The organism is Polaribacter sp. IC073 (assembly GCF_007997075.1).
Taxonomy (GTDB): domain Bacteria; phylum Bacteroidota; class Bacteroidia; order Flavobacteriales; family Flavobacteriaceae; genus Polaribacter.
In genome coordinates this window covers 116619-131294 of record NZ_VORS01000006.1, presented here as the reverse complement: position 1 = coordinate 131294, position 14676 = coordinate 116619, and the positions used below count along the sequence as shown (strand labels likewise).

Annotated in this window: 15 protein-coding genes; 11 read left to right on the top strand and 4 right to left on the bottom strand. The window is 31.4% G+C overall.

Annotated elements, in window-relative coordinates; all coding sequences use genetic code 11:
- Positions 1-14: 14 nt before the first annotated feature.
- The 6 genes from ES045_RS10265 (at position 15) to ES045_RS10240 (ending at position 5096) form a co-directional block, all read left to right on the top strand.
- Complete coding sequence (locus tag ES045_RS10265) at positions 15-1097, top strand: bifunctional 3-deoxy-7-phosphoheptulonate synthase/chorismate mutase type II (RefSeq protein ID WP_147116140.1); 1083 nt, start codon at positions 15-17, stop codon at positions 1095-1097.
- Between the two features lie 407 nt (positions 1098-1504).
- Positions 1505-2470, top strand: a complete 966-nt coding sequence (gene rsgA / locus ES045_RS10260; protein ID WP_147116138.1) for a ribosome small subunit-dependent GTPase A — start codon at positions 1505-1507, stop codon at positions 2468-2470.
- Between the two features lie 3 nt (positions 2471-2473).
- Positions 2474-2926 carry a D-aminoacyl-tRNA deacylase gene (gene dtd, locus ES045_RS10255; RefSeq protein ID WP_147116136.1) on the top strand — a complete coding sequence of 151 codons (453 nt, stop codon included), beginning with the start codon at positions 2474-2476 and terminating at the stop codon, positions 2924-2926.
- Positions 2927-2931: 5 nt separating this feature from the next.
- Positions 2932-3597, top strand: a complete 666-nt coding sequence (locus ES045_RS10250) for a TatD family hydrolase (RefSeq protein WP_147116134.1) — start codon at positions 2932-2934, stop codon at positions 3595-3597.
- 68 nt (positions 3598-3665) lie between these two features.
- On the top strand, positions 3666-4379 hold the full coding sequence (locus ES045_RS10245; protein ID WP_147116132.1) for a ThiF family adenylyltransferase: 714 nt from the start codon (positions 3666-3668) through the stop codon (positions 4377-4379).
- Between the two features lie 78 nt (positions 4380-4457).
- Positions 4458-5096, top strand: coding sequence for a YceI family protein (locus ES045_RS10240; RefSeq protein WP_147116130.1), 639 nt, complete (start codon positions 4458-4460; stop codon positions 5094-5096).
- A gap of 65 nt (positions 5097-5161) precedes the next feature.
- Here ES045_RS10240 and ES045_RS10235 read toward each other — a convergent pair whose 3' ends face one another.
- Both ES045_RS10235 and ES045_RS10230 read right to left on the bottom strand, forming a co-directional pair.
- A complete protein-coding gene (locus tag ES045_RS10235) occupies positions 5162-5695 on the bottom strand; it encodes a CPBP family intramembrane glutamic endopeptidase (RefSeq protein WP_223267230.1) in 534 nt (177 codons plus the stop codon).
- A 96-nt stretch (positions 5696-5791) separates the two neighbouring features.
- Positions 5792-6247 carry an Lrp/AsnC family transcriptional regulator gene (locus ES045_RS10230; protein ID WP_147116125.1) on the bottom strand — a complete coding sequence of 152 codons (456 nt, stop codon included), beginning with the start codon at positions 6245-6247 and terminating at the stop codon, positions 5792-5794.
- 153 nt (positions 6248-6400) lie between these two features.
- Here ES045_RS10230 and ES045_RS10225 point away from each other — a divergent pair, with 153 nt between their 5' ends.
- The 4 genes from ES045_RS10225 to ES045_RS10210 all read left to right on the top strand — a co-directional run bounded on the left by ES045_RS10225 (position 6401) and on the right by ES045_RS10210 (position 11414).
- Entirely contained in the window at positions 6401-7600 is a 1200-nt protein-coding gene (locus ES045_RS10225) for an aminotransferase class V-fold PLP-dependent enzyme (protein WP_147116123.1), read from the top strand.
- An 11-nt stretch (positions 7601-7611) separates the two neighbouring features.
- Positions 7612-8244, top strand: coding sequence for a MarC family protein (locus ES045_RS10220; protein WP_147116121.1), 633 nt, complete (start codon positions 7612-7614; stop codon positions 8242-8244).
- A gap of 549 nt (positions 8245-8793) precedes the next feature.
- Positions 8794-10263: a Na+/H+ antiporter NhaC gene (nhaC, locus tag ES045_RS10215; protein ID WP_147116118.1), complete on the top strand. Its 1470-nt coding sequence runs from the start codon at positions 8794-8796 to the stop codon at positions 10261-10263.
- 422 nt (positions 10264-10685) lie between these two features.
- Positions 10686-11414, top strand: a complete 729-nt coding sequence (locus ES045_RS10210) for a phosphatase PAP2 family protein (protein WP_147116116.1) — start codon at positions 10686-10688, stop codon at positions 11412-11414.
- A gap of 29 nt (positions 11415-11443) precedes the next feature.
- On the opposite strand, the gene ES045_RS10205 is transcribed toward ES045_RS10210, so the two are convergent.
- Complete coding sequence (locus ES045_RS10205) at positions 11444-11680, bottom strand: hypothetical protein (protein ID WP_147116113.1); 237 nt, start codon at positions 11678-11680, stop codon at positions 11444-11446.
- Between the two features lie 44 nt (positions 11681-11724).
- Positions 11725-13683 carry a putative porin gene (locus tag ES045_RS10200; protein ID WP_147116110.1) on the bottom strand — a complete coding sequence of 653 codons (1959 nt, stop codon included), beginning with the start codon at positions 13681-13683 and terminating at the stop codon, positions 11725-11727.
- Positions 13684-14040: 357 nt separating this feature from the next.
- Here ES045_RS10200 and ES045_RS10195 point away from each other — a divergent pair, with 357 nt between their 5' ends.
- Entirely contained in the window at positions 14041-14640 is a 600-nt protein-coding gene (locus ES045_RS10195; RefSeq protein ID WP_147116107.1) for a ribonuclease HII, read from the top strand.
- The last annotated feature ends 36 nt before the right edge of the window (positions 14641-14676 follow it).

The following is a 14676-nucleotide window of genomic DNA, read 5'->3' as shown; positions in this document are numbered from 1 at the left end:
AAACAAGTAGAAAAATGAAGAATACAAAAGAATTAAGAACATGGTTGGACGATATGAATTTAGATCATCCACTAGTAATAGCAGGGCCTTGTAGTGCAGAAACCGAAGAACAGGTTTTAAAAATTGCACACGAACTAAAAGATTCTGATGTAAACTATTTTAGGGCAGGAATTTGGAAACCAAGAACAAGACCAGGCATGTTTGAAGGTGTTGGCGAAATTGGTTTAAGATGGCTAAAGAAAGTAAAAGAAGAAACAGGCATGAAAACCTGTACAGAAGTTGCAAATGCAGCACACGTTAAATTGGCAATCGAAAATGATGTAGATTTATTGTGGATTGGTGCACGTTCTACAGTTTCTCCTTTTATCATGCAAGAAATTGCAGATGCTTTGGCAGGAACAGACAAAATTGTATTGGTTAAGAATCCAGTAAATCCAGATTTAGCTTTATGGCTAGGGGGTATTGAAAGATTATATACAGCAGGAATTAAAAATCTTGGAGCAATTCATAGAGGATTTTCTACCTACGAAAAAACAAAATACAGAAATATTCCAGAATGGCAATTAGCTATTGAGTTTCAAAATAGATTTCCAGACCTACCATTAATTTGTGATCCTTCGCACATTACAGGTAATAGAGAAATGATTTTAGATGTATCTCAAACTGCTTTAGATTTAAATTTTGATGGTTTAATGATTGAAACTCATTTCGACCCTGATAACGCATGGTCTGATGCTGCACAGCAAGTTACACCAACAAAATTAAAGCAGATTATGGAAGACTTGAAAATTAGAAAAGAAACTGAAACCGATTCTGGTTACAGAGATTCTTTAGATAATTTAAGAGCTCAAATAAATGTTGCAGATGACCAATTAATAGAGTTGTTAGGAAAAAGAATGAAAGTTTCAGATCAAATCGGTGCACTTAAGAAAGAGAAAAACGTTGCGGTTTTACAATCGAAACGTTGGAATGAGATCTTAGGAAACATGATTTTAGAAGGTGAAAGTAAAGGTTTAAGTGAAGAATTTGTTTTAAAAATGTTTAAAGCAATTCACCAAGAATCTATCAATCATCAAGAAAAGATTGTAAACGCATAAGTTCTTATTCATAAATTTTTATTCAAAATACCTTCAAGTTTTTAAAATTTGAAGGTATTTTTCTTAGGCGTTACCACGCAAAAAAGCGTGGTCAGGCTTTCGCACTCGCTTTTTTTGTAGAAAAACAAAAAAGAGCGCAAACAATTACTCAATCCTTAACGCAAAGTGCCAACCTAAAAAGGAAGTTCGTTACAGTTACCAACACATATTTTAGACCTCATAGGTTTTAAAACCCGTGAGGTCTTCTTATATAAATTCTGTCACTTCGAGTGAAATTTCTTTTTCAGAAATTTTATACCGAGAAGTTTTGGTTATATTTAATGTTCTTGATACAATTTTCTCATAAAATTGAAAATCACTCGAACTCACATTATCATTTTTATTTAAAATTCTGCATCTTTGTACCAATGAAAGGAACCGTATATAAATCTACAGGAAGTTGGTATCATGTAAAATCTGATAACGGAGAATTTTACAAATGTAGAATCAAAGGAAAATTTAGATTAAAAGATATCAAAAGTACCAACCCAATTGCGGTTGGTGATAAAGTGGTGTTCGATTTAGAGAAAAAGAACGATGAAGAAACGGGCGTTATCAAGACCATTTTAGACAGAGATAATTTTATTGTACGTAAATCGGTAAACCTTTCTAAGCAAACACATATTATTGCTTCAAATATAGATCAGGTATTTTTACTAATTACTATTAATAATCCGCCAACATTTGCCACGTTTATAGATCGTTTTTTAGTTTCTGCAAGAGCCTATCGAATAGAAACCATTTTGGTTTTTAATAAGATAGATTCTTATGAATTAGAAGAACGTGCAGAAATTCTGTATTTAAAAGACATCTACGAAGCAATTGGTTACAGATGTATTGAGGTTTCTGCAACAAAAAGCATTAACCTAGACGAAATTAAAAAATTAATGACTGGTAAAACGTCTATGTTTGTTGGTCATTCTGGTGTTGGTAAATCTACTTTAGTCAATGCAATAGAACCAACGTTAGATTTAAAAACGAAAGAAATTTCAGACCAACACAACCAAGGAAAACATACCACAACATTTGCAGAAATGTTCGATTTAGGTTTTGATGCTAGAATTATAGATACACCAGGTATTAAAGGTTTTGGTGTTGTAGATATCGATAAGTACGAATTAGGAGATTATTTTCCAGAGTTTTTTGCTTTGAAACAAGATTGCAAATTCAATAATTGTATTCATACGAAAGAACCACATTGTGCTGTAAAAGAAGCTTTAGAAGAAGACAGAATTTCTTGGTCTCGTTATAAAAGTTATCTTCAAATTTTAAGCGGAGATGAAGAAAAAGAACACTTTAGAACTGATGTTTGGGATGAAGAAGACAATGAATAAATTATGAAAATTGTAATTCAAAGAGTTTCTAAAGCAAGTGTAACCATCAACAATAATAGGGTTGCAGACATTAAAAACGGAATCTTAATTTTGTTAGGAATTATTGATGATGATGCTCAAGAAGATATTGATTTCTTAGTTCGAAAAATAGCCAATCTTCGCATTTTTAATGATGAAAATGATGTGATGAACAATTCACTTTTAGATGTAAATGGTGAAGTAATTGTTGTGAGTCAGTTTACGTTACAAGCAGCTACCAAAAAAGGAAACAGGCCAAGTTACATAAAAGCAGCAAAACCAGCAATTGCAATTCCGTTGTATGAAAATTTTGTGCAAACGTTGGAAACAGCAATCGGCAAGAAAGTACAAACGGGCGAATTTGGAGCAGATATGAAAGTGGAACTTTTAAATGACGGACCTGTTACCATTATTATAGACTCAAAGAATAAAGAGTAGCTTCTATGTTTTTTTTTGATGTTCATACCCACAAAGAATCATTATCGGAAAATGTTTTTTCGGTTGAAAATAAGTATCCAAATTCCACAGATTTTACAAAACCATTCTCAATAGGAATCCATCCTTGGTTTATTGAAAGAGAAAATATTGCAAAAGAACTTTTAATTATTGAAGAAAAACTACAAAATGAAAATTGTTTCGCCTTAGGAGAATGTGGTTTAGATAAGGCCACAGCAACAGATTTCGAACTTCAAAAAATAGTTTTTAGAAAACAGATTCAACTTTCCGAAAAATACAAAAAACCATTAATTATTCATTGTGTTAAAGCATTTCAAGAAATTATAGAGTTCAAAAAAGAATTAAAACCACATCAAATTTGGATTTTACACGGTTTTAATAAGAACTTACAAGTTGCTGAAAGTTTGCTTAAAAACGGAATTGTATTATCAATTGGAGCGGCAATCATCCATCATAAAAAATTACAAGAAGTGGTTTCTAAAGTCGCTATTTCATCGTTATTATTAGAAACAGATAATGATAAGGTTGATGTTAAAGAAGTATATCAGAAAATAGCAGCAATAAAAAAGATAACGGTTAAAGATCTTCAGCAAAAAATAAAACGAAATTTTGTGAGTTTGTTTCCTCGAGTACAGTCGAGAGGTTTCTTTTAATTTTAAACAGTTCATTAGATTTCGATTGCATTTATCGTCAAATAAAATTTAAAAAAGATATTTATAAAATGAGTTGGTTAGAAAGAACTGAATTATTAGTACAAAAAGAAGGAATAGAAAAATTAAAAAAAGCCAATATTTTAATAGTTGGTTTGGGGGGCGTTGGTTCTTATGCAGCAGAATTTATAGCAAGAGCAGGCGTAAATAAAATGACACTTGTAGATGGAGATGTATTTGATGTGACAAATAAAAACAGACAATTACCTGCGTTAGATTCTACCATCGGAAAATCGAAAGCAAAGGTTTTGGCAGCGCGTTTAAAAGATATAAACAAAGATATTGAGCTTACTGTTTTAGAAGAGTTTTTATCGCCAGAAAGGGCATATGAAATTGTTTCTAAAGAATTTGATTATGTGTTAGATTGCATAGATACAATTACACCAAAAGTGAGTTTAATAGTTGCGGCAAGAAGAAAGAAAGTCAAAATTATTTCTTCTATGGGCGCAGGAGGTAAGTTAGATGCCACTAAAATTGAGGTAAAAGATATTTCACAAACTAAAAATTGCAACATGGCAAGAGTTTTGCGAAAGCGTTTAAAAGAACGCAAAGTAAACAAAGGTGTAAAAGCGGTGTATTCAGAAGAAGTTCAGATACCAGAAAGCTTACGAAAAACAGACGGAACAAATTTTAAGAAATCTTATTATGGTACAATAAGCTTCATGCCCGCAGCGTTTGGTTTGCAAGCAGCAGCTCATGTTATTAACTTTATTATAAAAAAGTAAAAAATACTTTCCAAGGGAAATAAAAGGATTGTATCTTTGCTCTGAGAAATAATTCTAAACTAATTAAATTAAACAAATATGAAAAAAGTATTTTTATCACTAGCATTAGTTGCATCGGTTTTAACTGCATGTAAAAGCGAAAAGAAAGAAAAAGTTGAGGCTAAAGAAGCAGCAAAAGTAGAAGCTGTAGCAGATTTAAATAATGTAGCTGTTGCAAGTTCTGTAATTACTTGGCAAGGTGAAAAACCAACAGGAACACATAATGGAACAATTATGTTAAAAGAAGGTTCTTTAAACTTAAAGGAAGGGAAATTAACAGGAGGTTCTTTTGCAATAGACATGTCAACTATAAAAGTATTAGATATTCCTGCAGACGAAGAAGAGAACGGTAAATTAGTTGGGCATTTATCTTCACCAGACTTTTTTAATGTTGCAGCATATACAACTTCTAAATTTGTAATTACAAGTGTAGAAGAAACTGAAGGTAAATTAGCAGTAACAGGAAACTTAACAATAAAAGATGTTACAAAAAGTATTACAATACCTGCAATGTTAACAACAGCAGGAGCTGTTACTACTCTTAAAAGTGAAAAATTTAGTATCGATAGAGCAGATTTTAATGTAAAATATGGTTCTAAAAAATTCTTTGACAACTTAAAAGATAAATTTATAGATGATTTAATTGAAATGTCTTTTACAGTGAATACAAAGGCTTAATTTATTTTACATAATATAAATTTAAAACCCAAAACGAACGTTTTGGGTTTTTCTTTTTTATTTGTTTAAGAAGGGAAACCTAACATGCTTCCCATGCCTACGGTAAATAACCAACAGCCATAGATGCTGTGTTCAATAGAAACTAAAAGTGTAGATTTTGTTTTTTTGAAGGTGAAGGCGAATAAAATTCCACCAATAAATGTAAGCAGTAAAACCAATGTGTTTTTAAAAAATAAATGCGCTAAAGAAAATAAAAGGGCATTTATAAAAATAAACAAGCTTTCACTTTTAAATAACTCTTTATACCGCTTAAAAAAGAAAGTTCTATACAGCAGTTCTTGCGGATACACAGAAAAAAGCGAGTAAAAAAGTAAGATAAAAATCCACAGTTTTGGCTTGTTAACCATTACCGTAAAGAGGTTTTCTTTGTCTGTATACCAAACAAAAATGGTGGTTATAGCTGCAATAATTAGTAATTTAATAATTGTTGATTGCCAAAATACTCTCCAATTGATATCTTTTTTAATTAGAAGTTTAATTTTTTCAATTTTAAATAGCACATACGTAATATAGATGAAACCAGAAATGCCAATTATCATTTTTAAAATGGGTGCATAATCGAAGGCAAAACTTATAGGTATTAAGATGAAAATGATAAAAAGTTCAATAAGTTTATAACGAGTAGCTTGCATAGTTTATAAATTTATGGCGGTTGTATTTTTTACTTGTTCAATAGCAAAAGTACTATGTGTGCTGCCAATATACTTTATAGCAGTTAATTTTGTCACCATAAAATTTCGGTAAGCTTCCATGTCTTTTACGTAAATTTTTAAGATGTAATCATAATCTCCACTTACATGAAAACATTCAGAAACTTCTTCTAATTTTAAAACCTCACGTTCAAAGGTAGTTACATATTCTTTAGAATGTTGAATCAATTTTATATGACAGAAAACTAAAAATGACTTTTCAATTTTATTTTTATTAATGATTGCCACATACTTTTCAATCACTTTCTGATTCTCTAATTTTTTGATACGCTCATAAACAGCCGTTACAGACAAATTTAACTGAAGAGACAGTTGCTTTGTTGTTTGTTTGCTGTCTTGTTGCAATAAATTAATAAGTTTCTTGTCTGTGTTATCTAACATGTAAATTTTCTAAAAAATGAAACTTAAAGAACGTTTTATAGTTTTTTAAATTAATAATTGAATCAAATTTAGAAAAATAATCTATACTTTATGTGTTGTGTTGATTTAATTTCTATTTAGTTGTCTTTTTGTATTGTGTTAAAAACTACAGTTATGAAATTCAATCCAGCAGATAAAATTCAAGATTTACAATATTTTGGGGAATTCGGAGGTGTAAATCCGTCAATATCAGATGCATCAACCTATACCTTTATATCGGCAAAAACCATGTTCGATACTTTTGAAGGAAACGCAGACGGTTGTTATTTATATTCTCGTCATTCTACACCATCAAATTTATATTTAGGCGAAGCTTTAGCAGCAATGGAAGGTACAGAAACCGCAAATGTTTCAGCATCAGGAATGGGGGCAATTACACCTGTTTTATTGCAATTAGTTGGTGCCGGAGAACACATTGTTTCTAGCAGAACTATTTACGGCGGTACGTATGCGTTCTTAAAAAACTTTACACCAAGATTAGGAATCGAAACTACGTTTGTAGATATTACAAAATTAGATCTTGTAGAAGCATCCATTACAGCAAAGACCAAAGTTTTGTATTGCGAAACTGTGAGTAATCCACTACTAGAAGTGGCAGATATTGTTGGTTTATCCGCTTTAGCGAAAAAATACAATTTAAAATTAGTGGTAGACAATACATTCTCTCCACTATCAATTTCACCAGCAAAATTAGGTGCAGATGTGGTAATACATAGTTTAACAAAATTTATAAATGGTTCTTCAGATACTGTTGGAGGCGTTGTTTGTGGAACACAAGAATTTATAAACGATTTAAGAAATGTAAACAGTGGCGCAAGTATGTTATTGGGCGCTACAATGGATTCTTTAAGAGCTTCATCGATTTTAAAAAACATGAGAACGTTGCATATTCGAATGAAACAACACAGTTTAAATGCAGCCTTTTTAGCAGAGAAATTTGAGTCAGATGGCTTAAAAACAGTGTATCCTGGTTTAGCATCGCATCCATCTCACAAGCTTTTTAAAGCTATGATGAACGCGGAATATGGTTTTGGCGGAATGTTAACTGTAGATGTGGGTTCTATTGAAAAAGCAAACGAATTAATGGAGTTAATGCAGCATAAAAATTTAGGCTATTTAGCCGTAAGTTTAGGCTTTTATAAGACCTTATTTTCTGCTCCAGGAAGTTCAACTTCATCAGAAATACCAGAAGAGGAACAGAAGGAAATGGGACTTTCAGACGGATTAATCCGTTTTTCTATTGGTTTAGATAATGATATTGCAAGAACCTACGAGATGATGAAAGCGTGTATGAAAGAAACCGGAGTTTTATAATAGCAGTAATAATGAACGAAGTAATCGCATTCGGAATTTTATCATTTACGTCTTTTTTCACGTTGATAAATCCTTTTGGTACCATGCCTGTTTTTATGACAATGACGGCAGATTTAGATAAAAGTCATCGAACAAAAACGGCTCAAAAAGCTTCCATTGTAAGTTTTATAACCATTATAATTTTTGCTTTTTCTGGTCAGGTTTTATTTAATTTCTTTGGCATTTCTGTAAATAGTTTTAGAGTTGTGGGTGGCGTCATTTTCTTTTTAATGGGCATGGATATGTTACAGGCAAGACTCGGAAAAGTAAAATTAAAAGAGTCAGAAATTAAAACCTATGTAGACGATATTTCTGTAACACCTTTAGCAATACCAATGATTTGTGGTCCTGGTGCGTTAACAAATGCCATTGTTATGATGGAAGATGCAGATTCAATAGAAAAGAAAGCAATCTTAATTTTTGCCGCTTTTGCAGTTATTTTATGCACCTATTTAATACTTTACAGTTCTTCAAAAATTATAAAAATTCTGGGGCAAACGGGTATAAATGTAATGATGCGTTTAATGGGTTTAATTGTAATGGTTATCGCCGTAGAATTCTTTTTTAGCGGTTTAAAACCAATAGTTTTAGATATGTTTAAATAGCATTTAAATGTCTCGGAAATAAAAGATATTAATGGCTGTTTTATTTTAGCGTTACCACAAGGGTCAGGCTTTCGTTACTCGCTTTTTTATTTTAAAACAAAAATAAAAAGAGCTCAAACAGGCCACTCAATCCTTAACGCATAGTGCAATTTTAAAAAAGGGAGTTCTTTAGAATGGCTAAAAGAAGTTCTAAGACCTCACAGGTTTTAAAAACTTGTGAGGTTTTTTTACATATCAAAATCATGGCGCAGAAAAACGCACTTCAAAACAACATCGATTTTAAAAGAATAAAACAACAATCATAGAAGTTTAAAAAGGGAATCTATATAAAAAGCTACAACAGAAATAATAGTTAAATGACCTATGCAATCAGAAAAAGGCATGAATAATTATGTTCTGTAAAATTTAATTCAATCTAAAATAGGAGGTGTAAAAACCACTAAAACAAATTGAATTAAAGAATCTGTAAGGTAAAAGTAGAGCGGTCAAATCAATTTGCATAACTTCTTCTAAAATCGTAACATTACAAGATCAAAACGAATGTATAGAATGCAAGACAAAAAAAATCTTTCAGAAATAAATGTTGGGGATCAAAAAATTATAGATAACAAAGAATTAAACCTACTAGAATCTTTAGTTCCTGTAGTAATTTTAATGTGTTTGTTGGCCTATAATATTTTTTTCGTAGACGACCAAGAATGGTTTGGCGCGTATACAAATCAGTATATTTTAATAATGGGAGGTTTGGCTGCAGCAGTAGTTGGTTTTTTTAATAAAGTAGCTGTTTCAACAATGATTGCCGAAGTTTGGGAAAACTGGAAAAGCGTTTTTGTACCGATAATGATTCTATTTTTAGTAGGTGCGTTGGCAGGAACTTGGTTGGTAAGTGGTATTATTCCTGCAATGGTTTATTACGGATTGCAAGTATTAAGTCCGGCTATCTTTTTGCCAGCATCCGTTATTATTGCTGCCATTATTTCTATTGCAACAGGAAGCTCTTGGACCACTTCTGCAACCGTTGGTATTGCTTTGGTTGGTATTGGAAGCGCATTGGGTATTCCTACAGGAATGATCGCAGGAGCCGTAATCTCTGGAGCTTATTTTGGGGATAAAATGTCGCCACTATCAGACACCACAAATTTGGCGCCAGCAATGGCAGGTACAGATTTGTTTACACACATAAAATACATGGCCATAACTACCGTGCCAACTATTATAGTTACTTTAATTGTATTCGCTGTTTTAAGCGGAACAATAGATACTTCTGGTAGTGCAGACATTAGTAATTTGTTAGCAACAATAGACAACACATTTAACATTTCACCTTGGTTATTTTTAGTCCCAGGAATTGTAATTGGAATGATTTTATTAAAAACAAAACCGTTGGTTGCCTTAGGAACTGGTGTGGTTTTAGCAGCAATTTTTGCTTTTATTTTTCAGGGCGAAGTGTTAGGAAGTTTATCAGATTCTAAATTTCAATCAATTATAGACGCTATTTTAGTAGACGTATCTATTGAAACGGATGACGAAAAATTATCAGAATTATTTTCTTCTGGAGGAATGAACGGAATGATTTGGACGATCTTATTAATCATTTGTGCCATGATTTTTGGCGGAATTATGGATGCAATTGGTGCATTGGCAAAAATTACAAAAAGCTTGCTTTCTGTAGCAAGTTCTGTTTTTGGCCTGTTTGCAAGTACTGTTATTAGTTGTTTAGGATTGAATGCAATTGCATCAGACCAATATTTGGCAATTGTTATTCCTGGTAAAATGTTTAAAAAGGCTTATGAAGACAAAGGCTTAGCACCAGAAAACTTAAGTAGAACTTTAGAAGACTCTGGTACGGTAACCTCTGTTTTAATTCCTTGGAATACTTGTGGAGCATACCAATCTAGTGTTTTAGGAGTTTCTGTGGCAGATTATTTTGTGTATGCCATTTTTAATTATTTAAGTCCGTTTACAACCTTGTTATTTGCAGCTTTAAATATTAAAATAAAGCAATTAGTCAAAAAATAATTTTTGCTTTACTCTATAGAACTATTTCTTTTCATGTGAACTTCTATAAGACAATAGTTCTATCTGTATCAAATTAAGGTGTTTTCGAGTGTTTTTATCATTATTGAATAAACCTAATAAATGATTATTACGTTGCAATTTCTGATGTGAAAAAACTCGAAGAAATTACTGCTTTTTTAGATGCTTCCTTAAAATCTGATGCAACTTCACACTTAGTTGTATCCCGCTGTAAATAGTGGCTGTTTATCTTCTATAAATGGGGTTCGTCTTTTACAATTCAATATTTTTTGCAAGTAAATTTTAAAAAATTAAAGTACCATTTGGTTTAAATAAGCTCTAAAGAGATTAACTAGATTTTAATAAAAAAACTTTATATTTTTGAAGTCATAATTGAATAAAGGTTAATTCGTATCATTTAAACTATGAAAAAAGAAGTTAAAATTATAATAAATAGAGGTAGAATGCTAATTTCTCGTCTCTCTAGTAAATACGACAAACAATTACCTTACATCATTATTTCTGCATTAGCACTCATTGTTGTTATTGCCGGAATAAAGTTATTTGTTGAACTAACAGATAACTTAAAGACAGATATATTATTTCAACTTGATATCACTATTGCCCACTACATTGTGTCGCATAGATCACCTTTGTTGACACAGTATTTTGTATTGGTAACAAATATTGGTGACGTCTATGGCTATTTAATTGTATTTGCAGTATGCGCTTCGGTATTCTATTTTATTTTTAAAAGCTTAAAATATGTCGTACAATTATTATTAGTGATAGTCTTAGCATTTAGTTCTAATCTTATTCTCAAACAAATTATTAATAGATCTAGACCAGACTTAGAACATCTAGTTACCGTAGAAACGTTGAGTTATCCTAGTGGACATGCTATGGCATCCATGGCGTTTTACGGTTTTTTAATATACCTTTTTTATCAATTTAAAATCGGCAGGCTTTTAAAATTTGGTGTAATTCTGCTTCTTCTAGTCTTTATTTTGAGTATTGGTGTTAGCCGTATTTACCTTGGTGTACACTATCCTTCTGATATAGCAGGTGGTTTTATTGCAGGTTTTATTTGGGTTGTTTTTTGTATTCTAATTTTAAATATTTTAAAAATATTTAAAGAAGACCCAAAAACTTAAAATAGTTTTTTCTAATTAAATGTATAAAATTATTTCTTTTTAGGAATATTTAAAAAGCCAGAGATTAATAATAAAACCCAAGGCGTTCCGTGCAATAAAACGTCAAACCAATCTTTAAGATGCATTCCGTTTTCAACAGAAAAAGCATTTCCTCCCAAAAACCATTGAATTTTACCCCAAATATGTGGCGGACTAAAAGGCGCTAAGCCTAAAGTTAAACTAGCCAATAGAAAAATTTTCCAATTCTTTTTAAGTTGATTTTTCATTTACAGGTAAAATATTAATTTTCTATTCAACGATTATATTGCGGCTATATAAACCAATTCCAAACCAAACCAAAACGGATTGTCAAATCTCGGTAAGGATAATTAGGGGCAGAAAAATAATTTTTATCAGAAAAACTAGATGTAGCATTGTCAACCTTAAAATACAAACGAGTTCTTCGCACTTGTGCATTAAAGAAAAGATCAAACGTAGGAAACCCTATTTGTTCGTCATTCTGAATTCTAAACTCTGCTAAAAGCGGATTGTAAGCATTTGCTTTGTATGCAGTAAAGTACTTAAAAGTAACACCAATATTTACCAGCATTGGTTTTCCTTTAAACCAATAATCGGTATAGTAAAACGTGTTTCTTGTTACAAATTCCGGCACTCTAAAAACAGAGCTTCCGCTACTTACATTTTGATACATAAATGTATTGTCTAACCCAAATTTTCCGAATTTAAATTCTCTGTTAGCTTTTACCTTCAAGTATGTAATCTGGTTTGTAAATTGTTGTGGTTTGCTATCCTTATCAAAATAGGTGTAATTGTCTAAATTGGTAAAATTTAAAGAAGCATTTAACCATTTAGAAGCAAAATCGAACCCTAAATCTCTTGTGTTTACATTGCTGAAATCATTTTGCCAATTGTAAGCATCGTATTCACTTTGATGAAGTATAGTGTTAAAATTTGGCGATTTAGAACTAAGCAATAAAGTACCTTTTACACTAAAAACGCTGTCTTTCTCAAACACCGCTTCCCCTTTTAAATAGTTTCCAGAAAGTCTTCCATTTCCTGGGGTAACGCTCGCGTCTGCATTTAATTGAAAGTTTTTAATTTTAGCATTCCAATCTGCACCAAAAGAAATGGCATTTCCTTCAATTTTTAATTTATTGATGTTACTATTGCTGTTTAAAATTGTATCGTAACCATACGAATAACTTGTTACATTCGTTTTCGCTTTAAATTTTCCTAAAACATATTTAGAGTTAAACTCTAAATTCAATTCATTGTTTGTAATCTTACTAATTGCCTCTTTATCTCGTGGGTTTGAAGAGCTTGCAGACCCAAAAAAATCGGTTGTTAAAGCTTTTTGAATAAATTCATAAGATTTGTTTTCATTGGTTAAAATATGGCCAATTTTAAGATTGCTAAAGTCTTTATTGTTTGTAGAATCTTTGTTAGAAAGCAATTTGTAACTTTGTTCTAAGTAAATTCTTGTGCCATCAAACTGACTTTCAGAATTTTTTAAGTTTACATCTAAACGCGCTCTTGTTGCAAAATTAGGGTCATCTTCAATAAAATTAACTAAAGATTCTGGGGTTAAACCTCCGTTTTCTTGATGAAAAAAATCTTGCGTCGTTAAATGGCCTCTAATTTGATATTGATTCTCTTTAGTTCTGTACTGAAAAGTACCTCTAAAATTACCATTACTAACCAACGCTTGTCGGTAAGCACCCAAAGAGCGCAACCCTTTATAAGATAAAGAAACATTTAGTCTTTTAGAAAAATTTAAAGAAAACAAAGCATCCAAAACTTGTCCCTGTTGCAAACCCGTTCTGTACAATATTTCGGTTGTTGGTGTTGGTACTTCGTAATATTTTATGTCTTCAATATCTAAATAACTTACTTGTTTTGCAGAAAAACCAATGTCTGGAAAGCGGTAAATATTATTAAAATTATATCCTAAATTATTAAATGTTTGTCCCTGATTATGAAACTCTAAAGATTCAAATAAATCTTTTCTTAAATAATTAAATTTGTATTCCTTTTGAAGCGAAAGTGTAGTGTCTATATAGGTTGTGTCTCTTTTGTGGGAAAAAACTTTATAATCTGTATATTTTGTTTTACCAGATAAAGTTACGTTAATTTTGCCTGTATTGGTTGTAGAATCATTGTCAATATTAACATACCTATCGGTGGCGCCTCTGTCTCTAAATTGTTGAGAATACACGGCAGTTCCTATAAAAAGGAGCATTAATAAAGTGAGTATTGTATTACTTTTCATATAGAATTTCTTCGTGAACAAATGTAAAATAATTAAACGAAAGGAGTCGTTAATAATTATCTTGAAAAATGTTAATTAAAAAAAGGTTCTTCAAATTTATTTAAAGTGTCATTCTTGTGCATATTTACATTTAAAAATTGTGAAATATAAATTTTGCTATCAATTCACAAATATTAGCCGTTATAAAAAAAAATACTTCGACAACCTCAGTGCAGTATTCAAACGTTTTATTGCCTCAACAATAATGAAATTACTTTCTAAAGACCAAGTGTTAGTTTAAGTGTGTAGAAAATTATTTTACCTTTTAAAATTCTAATTTCTTACACTTCATCTAAAAGAAAAACTTTTCTTTGCAGTATGTTAGAACTTAATTATAGTGGTTTTTCATTAGAAGCAGGCACAGATGAAGCGGGTAGAGGTTGCTTGTCTGGGCCCGTTGTAGCAGCAGCAGTCATTTTACCAGAAGGTTTTTCACATCCTTTTTTAAATGATTCGAAGCAGCTTTCAGAAAAAAAGAGAGAAGAAGTAAGACCGTTTATAGAAGAAAATGCCTTGGCTTTTGGGGTCTCTTTTGTTTGGCAACAAGAAGTAGACGAAATTAATGTTTTGCAAGCATCTATTACAGGAATGCATCGATCTATAGCTGCTTTAAAAATTGTACCAGAATTTATTATTGTAGATGGTAATAAGTTTAGAAATTACAAAGAAATTCCGCATGAAACCATTGTAAAAGGTGATGCAAAATACCTAAGTATTGCCGCAGCATCGGTGTTGGCAAAAACGTATAGAGATGATTATATGAAGAAGATTCACAAAGAGTTTCCGATGTATAATTGGTCAAGAAATAAAGGATATCCTACCAAAGAGCACAGAAATGCCATTAGAGAATTTGGTGCAACAGCGTACCATAGAAAAACATTTAGGTTGTTGCCAGAACAAATAAAGTTGAAAATATAATTTTTTTTGAAGCTATTTCCCGCTTTCGCTACTCGC

Bases quoted from the DNA above. Each gene is read 5' to 3' on its own strand.
- ES045_RS10265 (WP_147116140.1), top strand. From the start codon at position 15: ATGAAGAATACAAAAGAATTAAGAACATGGTTGGACGATATGAATTTA.
- rsgA (WP_147116138.1), top strand. From the start codon at position 1,505: ATGAAAGGAACCGTATATAAATCTACAGGAAGTTGGTATCATGTAAAA.
- dtd (WP_147116136.1), top strand. From the start codon at position 2,474: ATGAAAATTGTAATTCAAAGAGTTTCTAAAGCAAGTGTAACCATCAAC.
- ES045_RS10250 (WP_147116134.1), top strand. From the start codon at position 2,932: ATGTTTTTTTTTGATGTTCATACCCACAAAGAATCATTATCGGAAAAT.
- ES045_RS10245 (WP_147116132.1), top strand. From the start codon at position 3,666: ATGAGTTGGTTAGAAAGAACTGAATTATTAGTACAAAAAGAAGGAATA.
- ES045_RS10240 (WP_147116130.1), top strand. From the start codon at position 4,458: ATGAAAAAAGTATTTTTATCACTAGCATTAGTTGCATCGGTTTTAACT.
- ES045_RS10235 (WP_223267230.1), bottom strand. From the start codon at position 5,695: ATGATAATTGGCATTTCTGGTTTCATCTATATTACGTATGTGCTATTT.
- ES045_RS10230 (WP_147116125.1), bottom strand. From the start codon at position 6,247: ATGTTAGATAACACAGACAAGAAACTTATTAATTTATTGCAACAAGAC.
- ES045_RS10225 (WP_147116123.1), top strand. From the start codon at position 6,401: ATGAAATTCAATCCAGCAGATAAAATTCAAGATTTACAATATTTTGGG.
- ES045_RS10220 (WP_147116121.1), top strand. From the start codon at position 7,612: ATGAACGAAGTAATCGCATTCGGAATTTTATCATTTACGTCTTTTTTC.
- nhaC (WP_147116118.1), top strand. From the start codon at position 8,794: ATGCAAGACAAAAAAAATCTTTCAGAAATAAATGTTGGGGATCAAAAA.
- ES045_RS10210 (WP_147116116.1), top strand. From the start codon at position 10,686: ATGAAAAAAGAAGTTAAAATTATAATAAATAGAGGTAGAATGCTAATT.
- ES045_RS10205 (WP_147116113.1), bottom strand. From the start codon at position 11,680: ATGAAAAATCAACTTAAAAAGAATTGGAAAATTTTTCTATTGGCTAGT.
- ES045_RS10200 (WP_147116110.1), bottom strand. From the start codon at position 13,683: ATGAAAAGTAATACAATACTCACTTTATTAATGCTCCTTTTTATAGGA.
- ES045_RS10195 (WP_147116107.1), top strand. From the start codon at position 14,041: ATGTTAGAACTTAATTATAGTGGTTTTTCATTAGAAGCAGGCACAGAT.